10 protein-coding genes are annotated in these 15,843 nt (G+C 53.0%); 2 read left to right on the plus strand and 8 right to left on the minus strand.

Going from position 1 to position 15,843, the window contains the following annotated elements:
• Nucleotides 1-2: 2 nt before the first annotated feature.
• From BLW29_RS19220 to pdaA, 4 genes are all read right to left on the minus strand, one after another.
• Complete coding sequence (locus tag BLW29_RS19220; RefSeq protein WP_090982574.1) at nt 3-1,376, minus strand: aldehyde dehydrogenase; 1,374 nt, start codon at nt 1,374-1,376, stop codon at nt 3-5.
• A 92-nt stretch (nt 1,377-1,468) separates the two neighbouring features.
• Nucleotides 1,469-2,521 carry a class I SAM-dependent methyltransferase gene (locus BLW29_RS19225; RefSeq protein WP_090982576.1) on the minus strand — a complete coding sequence of 351 codons (1,053 nt, stop codon included), beginning with the start codon at nt 2,519-2,521 and terminating at the stop codon, nt 1,469-1,471.
• A 105-nt stretch (nt 2,522-2,626) separates the two neighbouring features.
• Nucleotides 2,627-5,482, minus strand: coding sequence for a response regulator (locus BLW29_RS19230; protein WP_090982578.1), 2,856 nt, complete (start codon nt 5,480-5,482; stop codon nt 2,627-2,629).
• Between the two features lie 142 nt (nt 5,483-5,624).
• Nucleotides 5,625-6,440 carry a delta-lactam-biosynthetic de-N-acetylase gene (gene pdaA, locus BLW29_RS19235; protein ID WP_090982580.1) on the minus strand — a complete coding sequence of 272 codons (816 nt, stop codon included), beginning with the start codon at nt 6,438-6,440 and terminating at the stop codon, nt 5,625-5,627.
• A gap of 186 nt (nt 6,441-6,626) precedes the next feature.
• On the opposite strand from pdaA, the gene BLW29_RS19240 reads away from it, so the two are divergent.
• Both BLW29_RS19240 and BLW29_RS19245 read left to right on the plus strand, forming a co-directional pair.
• Complete coding sequence (locus BLW29_RS19240; RefSeq protein ID WP_090982800.1) at nt 6,627-7,235, plus strand: DUF3238 domain-containing protein; 609 nt, start codon at nt 6,627-6,629, stop codon at nt 7,233-7,235.
• Nucleotides 7,236-7,255: 20 nt separating this feature from the next.
• The gene (locus tag BLW29_RS19245; RefSeq protein ID WP_090982582.1) at nt 7,256-7,471 is read left to right on the plus strand and encodes a hypothetical protein; all 216 of its coding nucleotides are present in this window, start codon (nt 7,256-7,258) and stop codon (nt 7,469-7,471) included.
• Between the two features lie 492 nt (nt 7,472-7,963).
• Here the strand turns inward: BLW29_RS19245 and BLW29_RS31845 are convergent, their stop codons facing one another.
• The 4 genes from BLW29_RS31845 to BLW29_RS19260 form a co-directional block, all read right to left on the minus strand.
• Entirely contained in the window at nt 7,964-8,098 is a 135-nt protein-coding gene (locus BLW29_RS31845; RefSeq protein ID WP_256208725.1) for a hypothetical protein, read from the minus strand.
• 537 nt (nt 8,099-8,635) lie between these two features.
• Nucleotides 8,636-11,773: an alpha-mannosidase gene (locus BLW29_RS19250; RefSeq protein WP_090982584.1), complete on the minus strand. Its 3,138-nt coding sequence runs from the start codon at nt 11,771-11,773 to the stop codon at nt 8,636-8,638.
• A gap of 3 nt (nt 11,774-11,776) precedes the next feature.
• Nucleotides 11,777-14,089, minus strand: coding sequence for a glycoside hydrolase family 3 N-terminal domain-containing protein (locus tag BLW29_RS19255; RefSeq protein ID WP_090982586.1), 2,313 nt, complete (start codon nt 14,087-14,089; stop codon nt 11,777-11,779).
• A gap of 75 nt (nt 14,090-14,164) precedes the next feature.
• Complete coding sequence (locus tag BLW29_RS19260; protein ID WP_256208726.1) at nt 14,165-15,814, minus strand: type 2 periplasmic-binding domain-containing protein; 1,650 nt, start codon at nt 15,812-15,814, stop codon at nt 14,165-14,167.
• Nucleotides 15,815-15,843: the final 29 nt, after the last annotated feature.

The raw sequence follows: 15,843 nt of genomic DNA on the forward strand, positions 1-15,843 counted from the left end.
ACCTAAGGCTTCATTAGCATGCGAATAAACTTGAGCCCATTCTTGGCAGATGGGTAACGGAACGGAAAATCAAACAACGTGGTTTGCTTCAGCACACTCTTCTTATGGGAGAACGTGAGGAAGCTTTGTTCGCCGTGATAGCTGCCCGCACCACTGTGACCTACCCCGCCAAACGGTAAATACGGTGTTCCGATATGCAGCAGCGTATCGTTAATGCAGCCGCCGCCGAAGGAGACTTTCTCCGTAAACAGCTGCTGTACCGCTTGATCCTTGCTGAAAACGTACAACGCCAGCGGCTTGGGCCGCGCATTCACAATCGCTACCACCTCGCGCGGGTCATCATAAGTGAACACTGGCAGGAGCGGACCGAAGATCTCTTCCTGCATAATAGGGGAGTCCCACGACACGTCTTCTAGCACAGTCGGTGCGATGCGCAGCTTCTCGTCGTCCGCTCCTCCGCCGATGGCAGCCGTGCCATCCTTCAGGAAACCGCGAAGACGATCATAGTGACGGCGCGAGACGATCGCGCCATAGTCCGGGTGCTCCAATGGCGCCTCGCCATAGAATGCCGTCACCGATTGGTGGATAGAGGCGAGCAGTTCATCCTTCACGCTGTGATGCACGAGCAGATAATCAGGCGCGAGGCAGGTTTGCCCGCTATTGAGAAATTTGCCGAAGGCAATCCGTCTGGCCGCAAGCGCGATGGACGCATCATGATGGACGATGCACGGCGACTTGCCTCCGAGCTCTAACGTCACGGCGGTAAGATGCTTCGCTGCCGCAGCCATCACGGACTTGCCCACCTCTACCCCGCCGGTGAAGAAGATATGATCGAATGGCAGCTCGAGCAAAGCCTGACTCGTCTCTACCCCGCCTTGAACGACCTCAATATACTCGGGCCGGAAGCTGCCCTCGATAATAGCGGCGATCACTTCCGTCGTTGCGAACGATAGCTCGGATGGTTTCAGTACAGCGGTATTGCCTGCAGCGATGGCGCCGATTAGCGGAACTAGGGTGAGATTAAAAGGATAATTCCAAGGGGCAATGATGAGCGATGAACCGAGCGGCTCCGGTATCGTATAACCCCGGCTGCCCAGATGCGTAGACGGCGTCTTGACCCGCTTAGGCTTCATCCATTTCTTCAGATGTTTAATCGCGAAGTTGATCTCGGTGTAGAAGGGGCCGATCTCCAGCGTGTACGCTTCATGCTCGCTCTTATTTAGATCCGTGTGGAGCGCCGCGATAATCGCAGCCTCGCGCTCCACCACGGCTTGTTTCAATTTACGCAGCTGCGCCAATCGAAACGCATAACCTCGGCTTTCGCCTGTCTGAAACCAGACCTGCTGCCGTTTCAACAATTCCTCAAAGGAAGCCATGATATCCCTGCTCTCCCGGTGAGCCGGACGAAGCCGGCCCTCCGAATGTAAGTGCTTACAAAAATCTATAACAAAGAAGCATTCGCCCCCGATTAGCGTACCTGGGCAATGACCGCATTGTGCGCCTTGATATAGCCGTGGCGGATGATGTCGAAGCCATTCTCGTAAATATACAGACCCATCTGCTCTACCGTCATCAGCTCGCGATACGTGTGATTCATAATATCGGCCATAATGACGTAGAACAGCCTGCTCTTCCACTGGTTGCGCGGTGTTGTGAAGATCGCATAGCCGCCGTCCTTGAGGAATCTGCGGTGCCAATCCACAACCTCCGGTTTGTAGGTGTCCGGGAAATGCTCCAGCAAGCCGACCGAGAGCACAATATCGAACGTTTTGCCAAACGATAGATTGCGAACATCATCGACTACGTATTCAATATTGAAATCAGGCTTATAATACACCTTCGCCCCGCCGGTAGAGGAGCTCGAGCCCAGAAACGGATAGGAATCGGGAAACTCGCCGTGACGAACGGTTTTGCAATAGGCGTCATAGTCGACCATAACCACTTCGGCTCCCGGATAAAGCGCCGCAAGCTGCATCGCCTCATACCCCTCCGCTGCACCGAGAAACAGAATGCGCGGACGAGAGACATTCAGCCCTTCGAACAAGGAGCGCTTGCCCCGCGGGTCCCATACGCCGTCTTGTATGCGGTGCACATAATTCCATAGATGAATGCGGGCCACATCGCCCAAGGCCGCACGGATCTCCGCTGGCTTGAACGTCGCGAGACTCTTCAGAAACGCAGACTGCTCGCCGCTGATTTCTTGCGGAATATCCTTATCGAACCACTCATGAAAGGCTTTGTTGAAATACGTCCAGGATGTCTTCGCATCCATCGCCTTCTCATGCTCCTGCTCCCACTGCTTACGGGTTTCCGACATTGTCCGCACCTCGTAAGGCTTGCCTATCCGCTCCCAGGTCAGCTGCGACCAATCCTGCACCGTATTCACACGAATAAACTTCTCGTATGCCTTGTCTTTGTGCGGACGAAGGTCAACCCGGTAAGAAGGCGTAAGCTCCGTCAAGCCAAGCTGCTGCTCCGAGTAGGGCTTCGTTAAGCGGGAAACATTGTTTGCCACATTCATTCCTTACTCACCTCGCTCCGAATAATGACCAGCTATACAACAAAGTATATCATCCGCGGCTCATCTGTAGTGGTGAATTATTCCCGGTTTCCGCACCCCACCTTACTAGGCTATTCGTTGCATAGATTGCAGCAGCACCGTGTAAATCAGGGCCGGATCAAACGGTTTGGTCAAATAATAATCCATGCCCGCTTCGAGCACTTCTTCCTGCACGCCTTTCATCGCATCCGCGGTCATCGCAATAATTGGCGTTTGCTTCGCATGCTCGATCTGGCGGATCAGTTTGGTTGCCTCGTACCCATCCATAATCGGCATCTGCAAATCCATCAGAATCACGTCGTATCGCTTGCCGCGCACGCTGTTCACCGCCTCCTCGCCGTTATCGACGATATCGATGAGCATGCCTATTCCCTTGAGCAGCTCCATCGCAACAAGCTGATTAATCGCATTATCCTCCACAAGCAGTACGGAAGCACCGCGAAGCGGCGCGTATTTCTCGGCATGCTCCGCATTTTCCGCTTTGAGAGGCTTCGCACCGGCTTGCGGCTTCATCAGCGAAATGACTTCATCAAACAGATGCGACTGGCTAATCGGATAGAAGAACACTTTCTCGATTGCCGGAGAAGGTACGCCTTTTTGCAGCTCCATTTCGTGATAGGCGCTCGTAAGCACGATTGACTGCGATTTGTCTGGCAGATCACGTTTGATCCGCTCCGCAAGCTGCACCGCATCTCCGGCCTGCAGCTTCCAATCCACCATAATTAAGTCATACCGGTTATGCATCGAAATGGTATAGATCGCTTCTTGCTCCGATGCTGCCAAGCTGACAATAAACTTAAACTGCTCCAGCTGATTGCGCAGCACCTGCTGCATCTCCGGATTATCGCAAATGAGCAGCACGCGCAGAAACTTCATGTCCAGCTCCAGCCCCTGCCGCATGGCCGGTACATCCGTACTTCTGAATTCCGCTTTGAAAGAGAAGCAGCTGCCTTCGCCGGGGGTGCTTTCTACTTCAAGCTTACCGTTCATCAACTCCACGAATTTCTTACTGATCACGAGCCCTAATCCTGTCCCGCCGTAACGCCTCGTCGTCGACATGTCCGCCTGTGTGAAATTACGGAACAGCTTCTTCTGCTCCTCGGCGCTGATGCCTATTCCTGTATCTTTCACTGCAAAATGAAGCGTGACCTCGCACTCGTCGCTCTTCACATAATCGATGGCAATCGCAATTTCCCCTTGATGCGTGAATTTCACCGCATTGTTAACGAGGTTAAGCAGGACCTGCTTCAGGCGCAGCGGATCGCCGCTCAGCATTTGCGGTACACGGTGATCAATCGCGAAATGCAGCTTCAGCTCCTTCTCGTACGCTTTAACCGCCACAATATTAGAGAGATCATGAATGACTTCGTACAGGTCAAAAGCAACCTGCTCGAGCACAATTTTGTTCGCTTCGATTTTCGAGAAATCCAGAATGTCGTCGATGATATTGAGCAAGCTTCTCGTCGATAGAAGCGATTTGTTGACATAGTCCTTCTGTCTGTCCGAGAGCTCCGTCTTCTGCAGCAAATAATTCAGCCCCAGAATCGCATTGATCGGCGTCCGAATCTCATGGCTCATCTGCGCCAGGAACTGACTCTTCGCTTTGTTCGCCCCATCGGCTTCGCGTTTGAGCTTCCAGTCGGTCAAGTCGTGGAAGGTGACCTTGATCCGCATCTTCCCCTTCACAGTCATAGGCAGAATCGTGACGGAGAAACTTCTGGGGGATTGGCCCTCGAAGTAAAGATCCAGCTCGAAGCGTTGCCTCTCTTTCGTTTCTACGCCTTCACGGAAATACCGCTCCCACTCTTCCTCTTTGCCGATGCGCACCAAATCCGTCAGCCGTTTGCCCTCGATCCCTTCCATCTTCAGATCCAGCATCTGAGCCAGCTTCGCGTTAACCGACAGAATCGTCCCATCGCTATTGAACGCAATGAAGATATCGTTCGAATTCTCTACGATGGTCCGGTATCGTTCCTCGCTCTCGAGCAGATCATCTTCTGCTTGCTTCCAATTCGTAATATCGGTGCTGGAGAGGATGATCTCCGTGACTTGTCCATCCTTAATGATCGGCTGCACGATGTTAAACGTCCGAAACTGGTTAAAGCCGGACTCGTATCTGACTTCCTCGCCTCTAAACGCACGATCGTAAATGGCTGAGACCCGTTCCACATGCTCTTGTGTCAGCCCTTCCAAATCAATAGGCCGTTTACCCGTTATCTCGCTGCTATTCCAGCCTTGTTTGAGCAGCAGCTGTCCTTCAATTAAGGAATAGCGGTAATCGCCTTGACTGTCCCGAATGATCTTCGCCGTCATCCCGGATTGGAGATGCAGCAACCGATGCATCTCTTCGCTTGCGCGGAGGTTCTTCTGTTCCAGCTCACTCGCACGGATAATGTAGGACCGGAAATAAATCATCGCGTAGCAGCCCAGTGTATTCATCGTGCTGAGAATCAACAGGATCTTCACAGGGATGTGAATCATCTGCGTTCCGATGATCAGGAAAGCAATTCCACTGAACAGCGTGGCATATACCCACTGACGGAAGAGGGATTTGACGCGCAGCATGATGAATCCGGCCCCGCCTACATAAACCAGCATCGTCACGATCGCCGTAATGGTGCCGATCCCGAACGGAGACACCGTCATCCGATATAACATGACTAATGCCGCCGCTATAGCCGCAGCCCAGAACCCTCCGAAATAAGTCGCCATCAACACCGGAACATAGCGTAAATCGATAACGATGCTGTCGCTTAGCCGGACGCCGTAATAGACCAGAATACAGCCAAGCACCCCTTGTACGAGGCCCAATATAAGGATTTCTTTCCACTTGCTATATTTTCTGTTTGTCGCAAACAGCCTGCTGGAGAAGAAAGTGATCATGGTCATGAATGCTGCGTTAACAACCAAATCTTTTATCATTGATGCTCACCATCCCGCTGTGAATGTCATGGATATTCTTATCCAGTATTCGACATAATTCGCCAATCCCCTCTGCTTGTCGACAAATAAAAGAGAGGTGCCGGATCAGCACCTCTCTTCGCATTCGTCCTCTTCCATACGGTTAATAAGTCTTGGTTTCGAGCTCATTAAGCGGTTTAAACGTGTAGCCTTGCTGCCTTGCCGCATCGATGATTTGAGGGAGCGCCTCGGTATTGTCTTTGGATACGCTGTGCAGCAGAATGACCGCTCCCGGGTGAAGCTGCTTCATTACGTTATCGTAAGCGTAACGCCAGCCGCGCTGAGCATTGGGGTCCCAATCCTTGTAGGCAACCGACCAGAACACGCTCGTATACCCCTGCTCCTTGCTGACGGCAAGCACCCGACTATTGAAAATCCCCCGCGGCGGACGAAGGAACTGCATGTCCTGCTGTCCGGTCAGCTCCGTGACGGCCGTCTTCACTTTCGCGAGCTCCGTTTGAATCTGCGTGCTTGGAATGATACTCATATCCGGGTGGCTCCAGGAGTGGTTGCCAATCAGATGGCCCTCTGCGACCATCCGTTTCACTAGTTCGGGCTTGTCCTTGACATAATGACCGGTTACGAAGAAGATGGCCGGTACGCCTTTCTCCTTCAACACGTCAAGGATTCGGCTTGTGAAGCCATTCTCGTAGCCGTTATCGAAGGTCAGATACAGCTCTCTTTGTTTCGTATCGCCAAGGAAGATCGCTCCATGCTGCTCCAGAATCGGCTGAAAGCCTTCTTCTCTGATCGAGGGCAGCGTGCCGCCGACGCTCTTCTTAAATCCAAAATGAAAGGGGCCTCCCGGCGCACCAATTGTTCCCGATGCCATCGCTGTTCCTGCAACGGATAGCATGAGGACAAGCGTCGCCAACAGAGAAAGCCAAGCTTGTGGGCGAAGACGGTTTGGTTTGTACATGATGTTCGATGCTCACCACTTTCTTCTCGCATGTTGCCTGCTGCATGTTGGAATTGAAACCATACAGAAGTTACTTTATCCTGTATGGCTGGAAGTTATGTGCATTTTGCGGACAAGCTGCAAGGTCTTGGTCATTTCTATGCTAAAATAAGCGGAGTAAATGCCGACTGCGAGGAGAAATCGACAATGACTGCTGCAATTGTGAAAATAAGAGGAAGTGCCTTTATCGGCGGCCTCCAGTGGCTCCCTGCCATCACCGACCCCGATACCGGCCTGATCCATGAATATGCGGGCGATGCGCGGGAATTCACGCCTCATGCTGTGAATACGGATCGATCTCGCGTGGAGCAAGAGGTCGTCGTTGATTTCGTGAAGCGCAAGCTGTTCACCTTCGCGAATACGGGCTCTACTACGCTGCGCGTGACCAAGCCTGGCGGGATATCGGAGTTTAAGCGAGGCAAGGCTTCTGCCGATGGCGTGATCGTTTCGAATGAAACCTGGGACGCTTCCTCGGTTTCATTCGTCATGAGCGCGACTGCTGCGAATCCGCTGCGTCCAACTGATCCGGCAGTAGATTATGAGCTGTACGTGACCGTCCATGAAGAAACCGGACAAGTCGAAGTAAAGGGCAGACATGACGGTTTCCCTTGCTTCGAGTTCTATAAGCAGGTTGATTTCGGCGATTTCGAGCTGCTCTACCGCCACGATTTCCGCGTGATGGGCGATACCCCTGCCGCAATGGCCGGAGACATGGAATATCACTTCGAGCGCATGCTCACTAGTGCAGAAAGCTAAGAAAGAAAGGAGGGACTTTCATGGCCTTGTACCGCCGTCTTCAGACGGATGCCGATTTCACGGAGGCGATGGAGCGCCAGTTCAAGCTTCGCGTCTATAAGGACGACCATATCGTCGACTCCGGCGGCATCATTATCCGCTTCGATGACTCGATTGTCGTCAGTCAATCCAGCATCAGCGACGTCGCTTACCACGACCGCAACGCATGCGAGTTCTTCGAGATTCGCAGAAGGTAGCCCAGTAGGCGCATAATTAGTAGGATTGCCGGCTCACACCTCGCACTCCCAGGAGCAGAAAAGTAGTTGCATTGCCTTGTTGGCAGCACCCGAAGAATCGGTTGGGTTCGACCTCTTGAGTTGAATTGTTGCCTTTAGTGAGCAACAATCCGGTTAGGCTCGACCTCCTTAGTTGAATTGTTGCATTTTGTGCAGCATTTCTTCTGGAAATGAGCTCGATCAGCGGAATTGTTGCCTTTATTGCAACATTTTCTTCACCCAGAGCCACTTGGCCGCTAATTAGCTTTGAGATGTTGCATTTTATGCAACATTTAATTGTTTTCAACCGTTCACGGGTTGTAATGTTGCATGTTGTGCAACAATCGGCCGGGTTCGACCTCTTGAGTTGAATTGTTGCCTTTTATGCAACAATCCTTCCGTAAATGAGCTCCATCAGCGGAATTGTTGCCTTTATTGCAACATTTTCTTCACCCAGAGCCACTTGGCCGCTAATTAGCTTTGAGATGTTGCATGTTCTGCAACATTTAATCGTTTTCGACCGTTCACGGGTTGAAATGTTGCCTTTTGTGCAACAATCGGCCGGGTTCGATGGAAATCGCGCACCACCACCACCACCACCACCACCATGACCACTCCTCGAGAGTCGGAAAATCCGACCCTCAGCGGTCAAACTCGCTAACCCCCACCTTCGCCACTCTTCGAGAGTCGGAAAACTCGACTCTCAATCGTAAATTCACTGAAAAAGGCATCTGAGAGTCGGAAAATCCGTCTCTCAGATGCCAAACTCGCTAACCTCCACCTTCGCCACCCTCTGAGAGTCGCAAAACCCGACTCTCGACCGTAAAATCACTGAAAAAACATGCCGAGAGTCTCAAAATCCGTCTCTCAGCGGTCAAACTCGCTAACCTCCACCTTCGCCACCCTCTGAGAGTAGGAAAACCCGACTCTCGATCGTAAATTCACTAAAAAAGGCAGCTGAGCGTCGGAAAATCCGACGCTCAGCTGCCAAACTCGCCCACCACCACCACCACCACCACCACCACCACCACCACAACCTCACCCTGACCCTGCCTCGAAAGAAGGAACCTGTTCGACCTCTCGATGCCCTAACACACAAAAAGCTGTCCCAAAGTGACTAACACTTTAGGACAGCTTTTCTTTGTCTTATTCGAAGCGAACCGTTTGGATTTCGTATGGCTTAAACGACAAGGTCAGTACGCCGTCTGCACCGATGCTGCAAGGTTCCAGCTCATCCTCAAGCAAATTCACGATGCTCGCCCGCTTCGTACCTGCTGGCAGCTGCACCTTCACTTGATCACGGCTGCCCGTCGATTCATAGAAACGGAGAATGGTTCCTTCGCCGCGTTCTGCCGGTTTGACGGTGTCGAGCAGCACCGTGCGGCTGTCCAGCTGCAGCATCGAATACGATGCCGGCAGCGCATGAGCCGATGCCTTGCTCTCCGGAAGACGGAGGGCAATCGCCGGATGGTTCAATTCCGCTGCCCTGCGCACGACCTCTGCCTGACGCCAGTCCTGCTCATGCGGGAACAACGAATACGTGAACTCATGCTCGCCCAGATCAGCCGTATTATCCGGCCATTTTGGAGCGCGCAGTAAGGATAGGCGCAGAACGCCGTCTTTCACGTCGTAGCCGTATTTGCAATCGTTCATCAGGCTGACGCCGTAGCCGCCTTCCGATAGATCCGCCCAGCGATGGCCGCAGACTTCGAATTGCGCCTGCTCCCAGCTCGTATTGCGATGCGTCGGACGCTCCATAGCGCCAAACGGAATTTCATACGTTGCCTTCGTGCTTAAGACGTCCACCGGGAAGGCAACCTTCAGCAATTTATGGCTCTCGTTCCACTGCACGCGCGTCTTGAAATCAACCCGCTTCTGATGATGGTACAGCATGAGATCCTGCTCAATTACCGACTCGCCCAATCGCCACTCGAAACGAATGACGTCAAGCGCTTCGCCAGCGAGCACAAGCCGCTTCGACATCAGCTCCGCTTCGCCCGCTCTGTATTGCTCAAACTTTGGATCGATGTCCCACGCGTCCCAGTACAGCGGTCTGTCGTGGAAGAACTGCAGCTCATTCGCCTTCGCACCCTTAGGCAACAGCTCGCGGTTCGCCGCTTTGTCGAGCCAGCGGACGATTTCCCCGCGCTCATTAAACGCCAGCTTATAGTGAACGGTTTCCCATTCGTTCAGGGAATCGCCTTCGGCAGCTGCTGCGCGGCTCACCTGACGCTGCTTCGCCTCATCTTTTGCGGACTCCCGCAGCCAGATCGTCGAGTAGCCGAAAGCCGGGATAGCGGAGACGACAATCGACAACGCAACTTTGCCGCTCTCAAGCTCAATCCGGTCGCATGGCAGGCGATTGCCTTCGCCATCAAATGCGCTAACGCCTACTTGATGTGCGCCGACTTCAAGAACGACCGTTTCATCGCGCTCCCAGCCAAGACTGTTAAACACGGCGTATGGCGTGCCTTCGCCGACGGCGCCTACCACTCCCCCGACTGACAGCATCGCTTGCGAAAGCTCCTGGTTGCCTAGCGCAAAGATTCGCTCGTATTCCGCAGCTGACGTGACATACGTTTCCGTAATCGCGGTACCCGGAATAATATCATGGAACTGGTTAAGCATCATCAGCTTCCAGCCTTCGGCAAGCGCCTCCGCATCACCGCGGGCACCCGTATATGCACGAGCCAGCGTGCTCCAAATCTCCGCTTCGCGGTACAGTACTTCCGCCTTACGGTTGCTTCTCTTATTGAGGCCATGCGTCGTCAAGGTGCCGCGATGCAGCTCCAGATACAAGTCCCCATGCCACTCCGGCAAGGTGTGCGAGACTTCCTCCACCGATTCGAAGAAGGCAGCCGCCGTGCTGAAGCTGCTTGTCGGAAGACCCGGCATCAGCGAGCCGCGCTTCGCGAACTCGATCATTTCGCGCGTTACCCCGCCGCCTCCGTCACCATGTCCGTACAGCAGCATCAGCTCGTTCAGCTTGTCCTTCTGACGGTACTCTCTCCAGTGTTCCTCCACGTCTTTGGGTCTCGTATGCTCATTAATGCCATGGTTCAAGTAAGAGACAATGGCAGTCCCGTCGATGCCGACCCAGTGGAACAGCTCATGCGGGAACTTATTCGTATCGTTCCAATTCAGCTTCGTCGTCATGAAATAATCGACGCCTGCCAGCTTCAGCAGTTGTGGCAATGACGCGCAATAGCCGAACGTATCCGGCAGCCATTCGATCGCCGAGCTCTTGTTAAACTCATCTCGGTAGAAGAGCTGGCCATACAGCATTTGGCGAACGAGCGACTCTCCGCTTGGGATGTTCAGATCCGGTTCGACCCACATACCTCCGACGAGCTCCCAGCGATCATCAGCTATGGCTTGTTTGATTTTGGCATAGAGGGCCGGATCATGCTCCTTCACGAACGCATACAGGAGCGGCTGGCTCTGGGAATAGATGAACTCCGGGTATTCCTCCATTAGCGACGTCATGGTCGAGAACGTACGGCTCGCTTTGCGCACCGTCTCCCGAACAGGCCACAGCCACGCGATATCGATATGGGATTGACCGACCAGATGCATCTTGCCCTGCGATGCGTTCGCCGGGAATTGCTCATTAATTCGATCGCGAAGTCCCTGCTCGATGGCAGCAAGCAGCTCCGGACTATGCCAGCTATCCTCCGGCAGTTGCTCCGCTTCTTTCATGGTCCCATACAGCGCGTCCATCATCTGCTGGCGGCTATAGTCCTGCTCTGGCAGCATACGCATCGTCTCGTAGACAGCCTGAACGCTGTAAAGCAAGCTCTGCGCCGCCTTATTCACGCGAACGAGCTTTACCTCGTAATTCGTTACCGGCGATACAACAGGAGCTTGATTGTTCAGTGGATCAACCGGCTCCGGAATGGGATCGAACAATTCAATCTCAAGCAGCGGCTCACGACCGCCTGCCCCTTTCAGATAAAGCGGAACGAAATCATGATTGCGGTCCAAGCCCTGGTAAGACGCACCGTTCACGCGCAGCAGCCCTTCGCCGCCGCCGCTCAACGTCAAACCGGCCGTCCCGTCCTCCCAATGCGAAGGAATGGTGATCTGCTTCTTCAGAAAATAAGTAATGCCATGCTTCCCATCAAGACGCGTGTCCTTCAGGATACTTGGCTCACCGCCCGGAAGCGTCTCATATTCGCCCGGCAAGCCGTAACGAACCTTTCTCATTTCCCAATCCAGCAAAGTCGTCGCCTCTGCCCATTGACGCTCCGACAGGTTACGAATAAAACGATGAATGCGATACATGCCCTACACCTCACTTCGCACATGCAACGATGTGCTGATTACGTCTTCTGCGTTTCTTCCGATCATCATCAGGAATTCCCCTGCTTCTACAAAAGGCTTCAGGTTGGCATCCAGCATTTGCAGCTGTTCCTTCCTTACGTTGAAGCTGACCGTCTTGGTTTCTCCCGGCTCAAGCGCCACGCGCTCGAAGCCTTTCAGCTCTTTTCCCGGACGGGTAATGGAGCTCACTTTATCGGAGATATAGAATTGAACGACCTCTGTACCTGCAACTTTACCGGTATTGGATACCTTTACGGTAACGACCGCTTCCCCATCCGGTGCGATCATTTCCGGGAAAACAGCAAGCTCGCTGTATTCGAAGCTAGTATAACTTAGTCCGAAGCCAAACGGATAACGCGGCTTGGCATCCATTTCCAAATACCGTTTACCTCGGGAGCGTTTGCCGTTATAGTAGACCGGAAGCTGGCCGACATGCTTCGGCACCGATATCGTCAGTCTGCCGGACGGATTCACATCGCCGAACAGAATATCGGCGAGCGCTGCGCCGCCTTCTTGCCCTGGATACCAAGCCTCAAGAATGGCATCCGCATGCTCGTCGATCCATGGCTCTACGATCGGACGCCCGTTAATATAGACGACAATGAGCTTCTTGCCCAATTTATGAATTTCCTGCGCCAGCGTAAGCTGCACGCCCATCAAATGAAGTCCCGTGCGGTCGATCCCTTCACCGCATTCCATATCGCTCCAAGCTAGCTCCGATACGACGGATGCACCTGTGCGCAAATCGATCGTGCCTTCGCCAAAGTCTCGCGCGCTCGAACCGCCAAGTGCCAGTATGACCACATCGGCTAGCTCCGCGCAAGCCAAAGCGGAAGCGAAACCTTCCTTGGAATCGCCTTGAATTCTGCAGCCCGGGGCGTAGAGCACACGGTCCTGCGCTTGCTCGCCAAGCGCTGCCTTAACGCCGTCTAGCAAAGTAACGATTTGCTCGCGCGGCTGCGGCGACGTGTAATCGCCAAGCTGATTGTAGATGTTATCGGCATTGGGACCAATCACGGCGATTCGGCCACTACCGCTAGCTTTGGACAGAGGCAGTGCCGCACCTTCGTTCTTTAGCATGATGATGCCTTGACGAGCGACCTCGCGCGCCAGCTCCGCATGCTCCGGGCTGCCGATAATCTTCCCGGCCGCAGCCGGATCAACATACGCACGATCGAACAAGCCGAGCTCGAACTTGGCCCTAAGAATCCGCTCAACGGCCACATCAAGATCCGCTTCCTCAATTAAGCCGTTACGCAGTGCTTTATGGAGATGAACGGCAAACATCGCCCCCGACATCTCCATATCGATGCCGGCCTTGAGCGAGATCGCCGATGCTTCTTCTCCATCCGCGGCGACATCATGTCCCCAAGCCAGCATGTTAATCGCTCCGCAATCCGTAATAACGAACCCGTCAAAACCCCATTCTTCGCGGAGCACTTGCTCCAACAGCTCGGCATTCGACGTGCACGGCACGCCGTCGATCTCGTTATAAGCCGGCATGATCGACTTCGCACCTGCCTCGACGCCTTTACGAAACGGAAGCAGGTCGACTTCATGCAGCTCCCGTTTGCCCATATGAGCAGGACCGGCATTGCGTCCTCCCTCCGAGGCGCCATAGCCGACAAAATGCTTCAGCGTAGCAATGACGCTTCCTTCTCCATCAAGCCGTTCCCCTTGCAATCCCTGTACGGCAGCAACCGCCAGCTCTCCGATCATGAACGGGTCTTCCCCGAAGCACTCCTCGGTCCGGCCCCAGCGCGGATCCCGTACGACGTCAAGCACCGGCGAATAGGTAGCGGCCCCGCCTTGGCTGCGGGTTTCGAGGGCAACAGCGCGGCACATCTCGCGGTATAGCTCCACATTCCATGCGCTTCCGATCAGAAGCGGAACCGGAAATACGGTAGCGCCAATCGCCATATGACCATGCGAGCACTCTTCACCAAACAGGATCGGAATGCCGAGTCTGGACTCTTCCATGGCGAAGCGCTGGATTTCATTAACCGCGCGCGCGCCTTCCTCCGGCGAAAGTCCGTTCTCAAGCGTCACCTCTGTCCACGGATCTGCACGAAGCGTGCCGTAGAGGGAGCCGATGCCGCCCTTCTTAACCTGCTCCTGAAAGTCAGCGTCCAGCTCGATCGTGCCATCAGCCTTCTTATGATACGTTTTCCACCCGAATGGCTGAGTCATCTGACCGATCTTCTCTTCGACTGTCATCTGTGCCAGCAAATCACTTACCCGTTCAGAGATTGTAAGCGAAGCGTCTTTGTAACGCATAGTACCTTCCTCCTTCTGTCCCCCAAGACAAGCACAAGGAAGTACGCCCGAAGGAATACTTCCCTGATCTTTGTATTATTTCTTCTCAATTGCGGATTGATAGATTTGGATGTATTGCGGCAGGTTCAAACCGTCGAACCCTTTCACGTAACCATCCCAATCTTTTTCAATGTCCTTGTCGCCGATGATGAACTGAGCCATGTTCGAATTGACGTAATCCTTGATGGAAGTCGCCAATTGAGCGATTGTATCCGTATCTTCTGCTTTCACATAAGCGCCGGATGGGTAAGTTTCTTTCGGTGCATAGGCATCATATGCTGCTGTTGCATCTGCAAGGCGTTTCTCGTAACCGGCAGCTGTCAGCGGGTCTTGAGCTGTCGCGAACAAATCGCGGAATTCCTTGGACAAGTCTTTAGGTCCAAGAAGCGACCAGCTATCATTGCGCACAACATTTTCGTCTAGCGGCTGCAGTCCGGAGAAGCTGTACTTCGCAGGTTGACCGCTAATGTTAAGCTCGCCTGCTTCTGCTTTCTTCCAGCCAATGCCTTCTTTGACGCCATATTCGCTGAACAACGAGCCTTCTTCACTATAAGCATAGTCCATAATTTTGATTGCGGCAATTTGCTGCGCTTCAGACGCTTTGTTCGTAATGGCCATTGGGAACTCGCTGATCCCTTGGGATGTACCTGCAAGTTGAACGCCGCTTGGACCTTTTACCGGTGGTACGATAACCCAGTGCTTCTGACGCTCATCTGTATCTTCGTAAGCTTTAACCAGGTAGCTGACAAGAGCTGTCGTAATGGAACCTACAATCTCATCGCCTTCACGTTGGCCGAGTTGACCAACCGCTTGGTCGTTCTGTGTGAAGGATGCTTTGTCGATCAAACCTTCGGCGTACAGCTTGTGCATATAAGCCAAGCCTTCTTTCCACTCCGGCTTGTTCGCTGCAAAGTCTACTTTACCATCTGTTACCGTTAAATACTTGTCATTATCGTTATAAATAAATGAATTCATGAGATAGGAGTCGATATTACCGTTCCAAACCGATTTGTTCGGAGCACCTGTCAAAGGAATTTCATCTGCCTTGCCGTTGCCGTTCGGATCTTGCGTTTTGAAAGCTTTCAGAACCGTATACAGCTCATCAGTCGTCGTAGGAACAGCAAGTCCTACCTTGTCGAGCCATGCTTTGTTCATCCAGAACTTCTGTGCATGCGTACAGTGGTAACATTCATTCGTACGAGCAATGCCGTAAATATTGCCGTCCGGCGCCGTCATCGCTTCTTTCACATAAGGCTTCTTCTCGAACATCGCTTTCAAATTCGGAGCATATTTGTCAATGAGATCGTTAAGCGGAATAAGAACGCCTTGCTTGCCGTAAGTCATCAAGTCTCCTGTTGTAAATTTCGCTTCCAGGAACACTTCCGGATAGTCGCCGCTTGCAAGCAGCAGCTGTCTACGGTCTACAAGCGCGTCAGTAGGAGCGACATCCCACTTGATTTTAACGTTGAATTTCTCTTCCACGAGTTTCGTGTAATCATTGTCCTCAAGCGGCGCTTTGCCTTGTGGTGCAAAAAAACCGATATTGATTGGACCAGAAGCCTCTTCAGTAGCTCCAGTTGTTTCATTGCCTGCACCGGCATTCTCTTTGTTGTTGCTGCCACATGCGGAAAGAACGATACTGCTGATCAATACGATCATGAGTGATACCCAGATGGACTTTTTCAAAACGAACTCCTCCTAGAATGAATTGTTTC

The organism is Paenibacillus sp. CF384, assembly GCF_900106745.1.
Classification (GTDB): domain Bacteria; phylum Bacillota; class Bacilli; order Paenibacillales; family Paenibacillaceae; genus Paenibacillus_Z.